Source organism: Flavobacterium sp., assembly GCF_028689845.1.
GTDB lineage: Bacteria > Bacteroidota > Bacteroidia > Flavobacteriales > Flavobacteriaceae > Flavobacterium.
Genome location: NZ_JAQVCH010000032.1, coordinates 19,170 through 27,619, shown reverse-complemented (window position 1 = coordinate 27,619; position 8,450 = coordinate 19,170). Strand labels below are relative to the sequence as shown.

Annotated in this window: 6 protein-coding genes; 5 read left to right on the top strand and 1 reads right to left on the bottom strand. The window is 34.6% G+C overall.

The window, feature by feature from the left end; translation table 11 throughout:
- Positions 1-260 precede the first annotated feature (260 nt).
- Positions 261-611: a 4Fe-4S dicluster domain-containing protein gene (locus PHR76_RS11135; protein ID WP_300062480.1), complete on the top strand. Its 351-nt coding sequence runs from the start codon at positions 261-263 to the stop codon at positions 609-611.
- A 33-nt stretch (positions 612-644) separates the two neighbouring features.
- A complete protein-coding gene (locus PHR76_RS11130; RefSeq protein WP_300062477.1) occupies positions 645-1,676 on the top strand; it encodes a carboxypeptidase-like regulatory domain-containing protein in 1,032 nt (343 codons plus the stop codon).
- 48 nt (positions 1,677-1,724) lie between these two features.
- On the opposite strand, the gene PHR76_RS11125 is transcribed toward PHR76_RS11130, so the two are convergent.
- Complete coding sequence (locus tag PHR76_RS11125; RefSeq protein ID WP_300062474.1) at positions 1,725-2,261, bottom strand: hypothetical protein; 537 nt, start codon at positions 2,259-2,261, stop codon at positions 1,725-1,727.
- A 229-nt stretch (positions 2,262-2,490) separates the two neighbouring features.
- On the opposite strand from PHR76_RS11125, the gene ychF reads away from it, so the two are divergent.
- From ychF to PHR76_RS11110, 3 genes are all read left to right on the top strand, one after another.
- A complete protein-coding gene (gene ychF / locus PHR76_RS11120) occupies positions 2,491-3,585 on the top strand; it encodes a redox-regulated ATPase YchF (RefSeq protein WP_300062471.1) in 1,095 nt (364 codons plus the stop codon).
- Positions 3,586-3,828: 243 nt separating this feature from the next.
- Entirely contained in the window at positions 3,829-5,685 is a 1,857-nt protein-coding gene (locus tag PHR76_RS11115) for a DNA topoisomerase IV subunit B (RefSeq protein WP_300062468.1), read from the top strand.
- Between the two features lie 62 nt (positions 5,686-5,747).
- Complete coding sequence (locus PHR76_RS11110) at positions 5,748-8,450, top strand: DNA gyrase/topoisomerase IV subunit A (RefSeq protein ID WP_300062465.1); 2,703 nt, start codon at positions 5,748-5,750, stop codon at positions 8,448-8,450.

Genomic DNA, 8,450 nt, shown 5'->3' with positions numbered 1-8,450 from the left:
GTTCAAATGCTTCAAAACGAGGATCATTGTTTTTAATTGCTTTTTGCTTTGTATTTCCTTCAAGAGAAAACTGACTCAGGAACTTTCCTAAATCAATAAAAGCATTTTTTATTTCATTTTGTGACATTTCTAACATTTGTAACTTGTTTTTATGTGGTTAACATTGTAATTTTGCACAAAAATAAGTATTATAGTTGGTTGCGAAACCGTGAGTTTAAAAAACTTTTTATGACCAACTTTTAATTTATAAGTTAAAAAAAATGGCAATCATTATAACAGACGAATGTATCAACTGCGGGGCATGCGAACCAGAATGTCCAAACACAGCAATCTATGAAGGAGCAGATGATTGGCGATATAAAGACGGAACAAAATTAAGCGGTAAAGTGATTTTGCCAGATGGAACTGAAATTGATGCAGAAGCGGCTCAAACGCCTATTTCTGACGAAGTTTATTATATTGTTCCTGGAAAATGTACCGAATGTAAAGGTTTTCATGATGAGCCACAATGTGCAGCGGTTTGTCCCGTTGATTGTTGTGTGCCCGATGATAATCATGTAGAAAGCGAAGAAACACTCTTAAACAGACAAGCTTTTTTACATAACGAATAATTTTAATCCCTTTTTTAAAGGGATTTTTTTGTCATGATTAAATTTTTTTTCACCTGTTTTCTAATTGCTACTTTTCATATCGGGAACTCGCAATCGATTCAAGGCACTGTTTTCAATGAAAATCATGTTCCATTACCAGGCGTTTCAGTTTATTTTGACGGAACAACACTTGGAACCACAACCAGCACAGAAGGTTTTTTTGAATTAAAAGCATTGGCTATCCCAAATGCCATTTTAGTCATCAGTTATATTGGCTATGAGTCGATTTATCTTACTAATATCCAATCTTCACTAGATATTCAACTTAAACCGAGTTCCATTTCGCTAACCGAGGTTCTTTTAGAGCCAATTCCGTTTACACGGAAAGAAATGTTACAGGTTTTTAGAAAGCAATTTCTAGGAGAAACTAAAGGCGGACGAGCTTGTATTATTTTAAATGAAGCGGCCATTCAGTTTTCATATGATTCTAAAAACTTTGTGCTTGCTGCTTTTTCCGATGAAATCATAAAAATTGAAAATCCCTATTTAGGATATGAAGTCGATTTTAATTTAATGGAATTTTCCGTTTCCTATTCCAAAAGAACTCTTTCAGAGCAATTTCAAAAAGCTAACTTTTTTTCGGGCACTTCCTTTTTTCAAGAGATAAGCGATTCAAAATCAAAAATCGAAAAAAATCGTGAAAAGGCTTATTTAGGTTCGTCCAAACATTTTTTTAAAAACTTAATCACTAAAAAATGGGGAGAAAATGAGTTTATGCTCTTTGAAGGAAGTTTTGCAACAGACCCCAGTTTGCATTTTGAAGTATTTCCAGAAGGCGATTTGACGTTAATTAAAGTAATTGCACCATCAATTAAAGTAACAACTTCAGTAAAGCTAAAGTTTCAAAAAGGTTTTCAATTACGCTATAATAATAAAGAACAATCGGCCGTGATTTTTAGAACACCTTCATTTTATGTAGACGCTTATGGTAATTTTACAAATATTGATGAAATAGATTTTTCAGGCGAGATAGCAAAAAGAAGAATTGGCGATATGTTACCCGCCAATTTTGAAATAATTAAATAAAAAAAATTCCTGATGTTAGTCAGGAATTTAATTTTTTAACTCATTTTTTTATTTGGTAATTACAAATTCTTCCAAAATCATACGGTCTGTTTTTGGGTCGTAGGTTTCTAAAATTAAGTTTCCTTTTTCATTAAAATATCCGACTGAAACTCTGTTTTTGCTGGTGAAAATATAATTGTTATTGGATGTTTTTCTAAGTAAGCCGTTGCTTGAATTGTCTTTTTTATTTAATAAAAGATAGCCATTGTTATCCGATTTGATTTCATATTTTGTTCCTTTTAAATCGTAATAAGAAGAATGATCAATGTTGATAGATTTTGTTTGTCCGTCAACACGCACTTCGCTTGTAGTAGTTACATTTACTGGAGTTGGTTTTACATCCTTGTTTAAGGAAGAAGAGTTCGGATTTTCAAATTCTAGTTCTTGAACCTCTTTTGTTTTTTCTGTTTCTACAATTTTACTTTCACCTTTAGAATCTTTAATAGTGATAGTAGTTGTTTTCGTTTCATCTTTCACGTCTATGTTTTGGGCGATAATGTTACTCGTTGTGAATAAAAATAATAGCCCGATAAGTGGTGCTTTCATAATATAAAGTTTTATTAGTTAATTAGTTACAAATCTAACACCAACATCAATAAGTAATGTTATAACACTTGTTTTTAATCTTATATAATTTACATATCTGAATCTATTCAGAATTTAAAATTTAAATAAATTACCTTTTTATTAAACTTTGCTACTCCGCAACTTTTAAACTATATTTGCACCCGTTTAAAAACCGTTTATCCATTACCAATAAACCATTACCTAAAAGATGAAAGCAGGAATTGTAGGCTTACCCAACGTTGGAAAATCAACATTATTTAATTGTTTGTCAAATGCTAAAGCACAGAGTGCAAACTTTCCTTTTTGTACTATCGAACCGAATATAGGTGTGGTGAATGTACCAGACCCTCGTATTAACCGATTGGAAGAATTAGTAAAGCCCGAACGGGTGCAAATGGCAACAGTTGATATTGTTGATATTGCCGGTTTGGTTAAAGGTGCGAGTAAAGGTGAAGGTTTAGGTAATCAATTTCTTGGAAATATCAGAGAGTGTAATGCGATTATTCACGTGTTGCGATGCTTTGATAATGACAATATTGTACACGTGGACGGCAATGTAAACCCGATTCGTGATAAAGAAACAATTGATATCGAATTGCAATTAAAAGACTTAGAAACAGTTGAAAAACGGTTGGAAAAAACTAATCGTGCGGCCAAAACCGGAAACAAAGAAGCAATTGTTGAAAAAGCATTATTAGACCGAATCCGCGAAGCTTTATTGCAAGCTAAGTCGGCTCGTACCATTGTTCCTCAAAATAATGATGAAGTTGAATTAATGGAAGAGTTTCAGTTAATTACTTCAAAACCAGTTTTATATGTATGCAATGTAGATGAAGCTGCGGCTGTAAAAGGAAACCATTACGTTGACAAAGTTCGTGAATTAGTCAAAGATGAACAAGCAGAAGTAATTGTGCTTTCTGTTGGTGCAGAGGCAGATATTACCGAATTAGAAAGTTATGAAGAACGACAAATTTTCCTAGAAGATATGGGATTATCTGAACCAGGTTCAGCTGTTTTAATTCGTGCAGCCTATAAATTATTAAAATTACAAACCTATTTCACTGCAGGCGTCAAAGAAGTACGTGCTTGGACTATTAATATTGGCGATACGGCACCTAAAGCAGCCGGAGTAATCCATACCGATTTTGAAAAAGGATTCATTAGAGCTGAAGTTATTGCTTTTGAAGACTATTCTCAATTTGGTTCAGAAGCAAAAGTAAAAGAAGCGGGAAAACTACGCGTAGAAGGAAAAGAATATATTGTAAAAGATGGTGATGTGATGCATTTCCGTTTTAATGTGTAATCTTGGAGAATAGAATATAGAGAAAAGAAAATAGAGAAAACCGTTGAAGAAATGCAACGGTTTTTTTTGCTTAAATTCGTTAAGAATTTCCAAAAAAAATATAATTGAAGGATGAAATATTTTCCTTTTTTAACGATTGTAAGCTGACTTTAAATTGTCAATATCATCTTAATAACTTCTTTAAAATTGGCTTGAAAAAACGTGCGATTTCCAGTATATTAGCACGAATTCGAATTTTTAAAAATGACAGTAGAAACTAGATACGACGAAGACAATATTCGTTCACTCGATTGGAAAGAACACATTCGAATGCGACCCGGTATGTATATCGGAAAATTAGGCGATGGTTCTTCTCCCGACGACGGAATTTATATCTTGTTGAAGGAGGTTCTGGACAATTGTATTGATGAGTATGTGATGGGTGCAGGAAAAACCATCGAAGTAACCATCAAAGATAAATTAGTTACCGTTCGTGATTATGGTCGTGGTATTCCGTTAGGGAAAGTAGTCGATGTCGTTTCTAAAATGAATACGGGTGGAAAATACGATTCGAAAGCCTTTAAAAAATCGGTTGGTTTAAATGGAGTAGGAACTAAGGCAGTTAATGCGTTGTCTAATTTCTTTCGTGTGGAATCCGTTCGGGATAACCAACAAAAAGCAGCTGAGTTTTCCGCAGGCGATTTAACCCTGGAAGAAGACATTCAAGAATCGACTAAACGCCGCGGAACCAAAGTGGCTTTTATAGCCGATGAAGCGATTTTTAAAAACTATAAATACCGCAATGAGTATATTATTAAAATGCTCAAAAATTATTGCTATCTAAATACGGGTTTATCTATTTATTACAACGGAGAAAAGTATTTTTCTGAGAATGGTTTAAAAGATTTATTGGAAGAAAATATTGCCGAGGAAGATATGATTTACCCAATCATTCACCTTTCGGGTGAAGATATTGAATTGGCCATTACTCACAGTAAATCACAGTATTCTGAAGAATACCATTCGTTTGTAAACGGACAAAACACGACGCAAGGAGGAACACATTTAAATGCTTTTCGCGAATCGATTGTAAAGACCATACGCGAATTTTATAAAAAGGATTTTGATCCTTCAGATATCAGAAAATCAATTGTTTCGGCTATTTCAGTTAAAGTAGAAGAACCGGTCTTTGAAAGCCAAACCAAAACCAAATTAGGGTCAACCGATATTGGTCCCAAAGGGCCAACTGTTCGGACATTTATCAATGATTTTATCTCAAAAAAACTAGATAATTTTTTACACAAAAATCCAGAAGTAGCCGATTTAATGCTGCGTAAAATTCTGCAAGCAGAACGGGAGCGTAAAGAACTTTCGGGTATTCGAAAATTAGCCAAAGACCGAGCAAAAAAAGCAAGTTTACACAACAAGAAATTACGCGATTGTCGGGTGCATTTAACCGACGCCAAAAACCCACGAAGTTTAGAAAGTACACTTTTTATCACGGAAGGAGATTCGGCTTCGGGTTCTATTACTAAAAGTCGCGATGTGAATACACAAGCGGTTTTTAGTTTGCGAGGAAAGCCTCTGAATTCGTATGGAATGAGCAAGAAAATTGTGTATGAAAACGAAGAATTTAACTTGTTGCAAGCCGCTTTAAATATCGAAGAATCGATGGAAGATTTGCGTTACAACAATATCGTAATTGCCACCGATGCTGATGTCGATGGTATGCACATTCGTTTACTTTTGATTACCTTCTTCTTGCAATTTTTTCCAGAATTAATTAAAGATGGTCATTTATATATTTTACAAACGCCCTTGTTTCGAGTACGAAATAAAAAGGAAACCATTTATTGTTACAGCGACGAAGAAAGGGTAAATGCGATTGAAAAATTAAAACCCAAGCCAGAAATTACCCGATTCAAAGGTTTAGGAGAAATTTCGCCAGACGAATTCAAGAATTTTATTGGCGAAAGTATTCGGTTAGACCCTGTGATGTTGGATAAAGCGACTTCTATCGAGACCTTATTGGAGTTTTATATGGGCAAAAACACGCCAGATCGACAAGAGTTTATCATTAACAATTTGAAAGTAGAGTTGGATGTGGTGGAGAAACAATAGTTTACAGTTTATAGTTTACAGTTTACTGTCAATTTATAACCGTTAACCGTTAACAAAATACAATGAACGAAGACGAAGAAAATATCATCCCAGAAGATGAAAATAGCGAACAATCCAACGAAGTAAACTCCGAAAAAGGATTTGAAGACATTCGTATGTCTGGCGGAAAAAACTTCTACGAAAACAACGAAAATCCAGAAGATACCATTACCAAAGTAACAGGAATGTACAAAGAATGGTTTTTGGATTATGCTTCGTATGTTATCTTAGAGCGAGCTGTACCTGCCATTGAAGATGGTTTTAAACCGGTTCAACGTCGGATTATGCATTCCATGAAAGAATTGGACGATGGTCGTTATAATAAAGTAGCTAATATTGTGGGACATACCATGCAATACCATCCGCATGGCGATGCGAGTATTGGCGATGCCATGGTGCAAATCGGTCAGAAAGATTTGATAATCGATATGCAAGGAAACTGGGGAAATATCCTTACGGGTGATTCTGCTGCGGCTTCGCGATACATTGAAGCACGAATTTCTAAATTAGGACACGATATTTTATTTTCTCCCAAAATTACAGCCTGGGGAATGTCTTATGATGGTCGTCGTGCTGAACCCATCAATCTTCCAGTTAAATTTCCTTTGCTTTTGGCTCAAGGAGCAGAAGGTATTGCGGTGGGTTTATCCACGAAAGTGTTGCCACACAATTTTAATGAACTCATTGATTGTTCCATAAAAATATTAAAAAATAAACCGTTTACCTTATTTCCTGATTTTCCAACAGCTGGTATTGCCGATGTTTCCAATTATAATGATGGTTTGCGTGGCGGAAGAGTACGCGTTCGAGCTAAAATTGCACAATTAGATAAACAAACGTTGGTGATTACACAAATTCCGTTTTCTACCAATACGGTTACTTTGATTGATAGCATTTTGAAAGCCAATGAAAAAGGAAAAATTAAAGTTAAAAAAATTGAAGATAATACGGCAGCAGAAGTTGAAATTTTAATTCATCTTCCGCCTGGCGTTTCGCCCGATAAAACGATTGATGCGTTGTATGCTTTTACTGCGTGCGAAACTTCCGTTGCTCCATTGGGTTGCGTGATAGAAAATCATAAACCGTTATTTATAGGCGTTTCGGATATGTTGAAAATTTCAACTCATCGAACTGTTGATTTATTAAAACGGGAGTTAGAAATTCAGTTGGAAGAACTCGAAAATAAATGGCATTTCTCTACGCTAGAAAAGATATTCATTCGCGAAGAAATGTATATAGATTTCAAATTGTATTCAGACAGAGAATCACTGTATGTTTATATGTATGACCGTTTTAAACCTTTTTTAAAAGCATTTGTTCGTGAGATTAACGATGATGATTTACAAAAGTTAACGCAAATTCCAATGATTCGAATTACGCGTTTTGACTCGGATAAGGCAGATGATGCGATTGCGAAATTGGAAGCGGAAATGGAACAAGTCAAACATCATTTGAATCATATTATTGATTTTGCGGTTGATTTCTTTTTAAAGTTAAAAGAAAAATATGGAAAAGGTCGCGAACGTCAGACGGAGTTGCGAAGTTTTGATACTATTGAGGCAACCAAAGTAGCCTTGCGAAATACCAAATTATATGTCAATAAAGAAGAAGGTTTTCTGGGAACAGGACTGAAAAAAGACGAATATGTGGCCGATTGTTCGGATATTGATGATGTGATTGTTTTTTTACGAGATGGTAAAATGATGGTGACCAAGGTTGATGATAAAAAATTTGTAGGCAAAGACATTATTCACCTTGCTATTTTTGATAAAAACGACAAACGTACGATTTATAATATGATTTATCGGGACGGAAAAAGCGGTTCTACATTTATCAAACGCTTTAATGTTTCTGGTGTTACTCGTGATAAATTTTACGATTTAACACAAGAAAAACCAGGTTCACAAGTGCTTTATTTCTCCGCTAATCCAAATGGAGAAGCAGAAGTAATTACCATTTTGTTACGCCAAGTTGGAAGTGTAAAAAAACTGAAATGGGATTTAGATTTTACCGATATAGCGATAAAAGGTAGAGCTTCTAGAGGAAATACGGTGACCAAATATCCAATTAAAAAAATCGAATTAAAAGAGAAAGGAATTTCAACTTTACGTCCACGTAAAATTTGGTTTGATGACACGGTTCAACGCTTAAACGTAGATGGAAGAGGAGAATTGCTAGGCGAATTTAGACCGAATGATCGAATTTTAGTCATCAATCAATCGGGTAAACTAAAAACAATTATTCCCGAATTGACTACTCATTTTGAGGAAGATATGGTTGTTTTGGAAAAATGGCATCCCAAAAAACCAATTTCAGCTATCTATTATGATGGTGAGAAGGATCGTTATTATGTAAAACGATTTTTGATTGAAAATGAAAACAAAGAAGAAATTTTTATAACAGAGCACGATAAATCGCAATTAGAAATTGTTTCAACCGATTGGCGTCCTGTTGGCGAAGTCGTTTTTGCAAAAGTTAAAGGAGTTCAAAAAGAGAATCAAATTATAGATTTAGAGCAGTTTATTTCGGTTAAAGGAATTAAAGCCTTAGGAAATCAATTGACATCGGATAAGGTGAAACAAATCAACTTATTGGAATCACTTCCTTATGAAGAACCTGTTGAAGTAGTTCCCGAAGAAATGGAGGTTTCTGGCGAAGACAATGTTTCGCAAGACATTCAAACTGAATTAGATGATGATGGTCAAATCACCTTGAGTTTAGAGTAA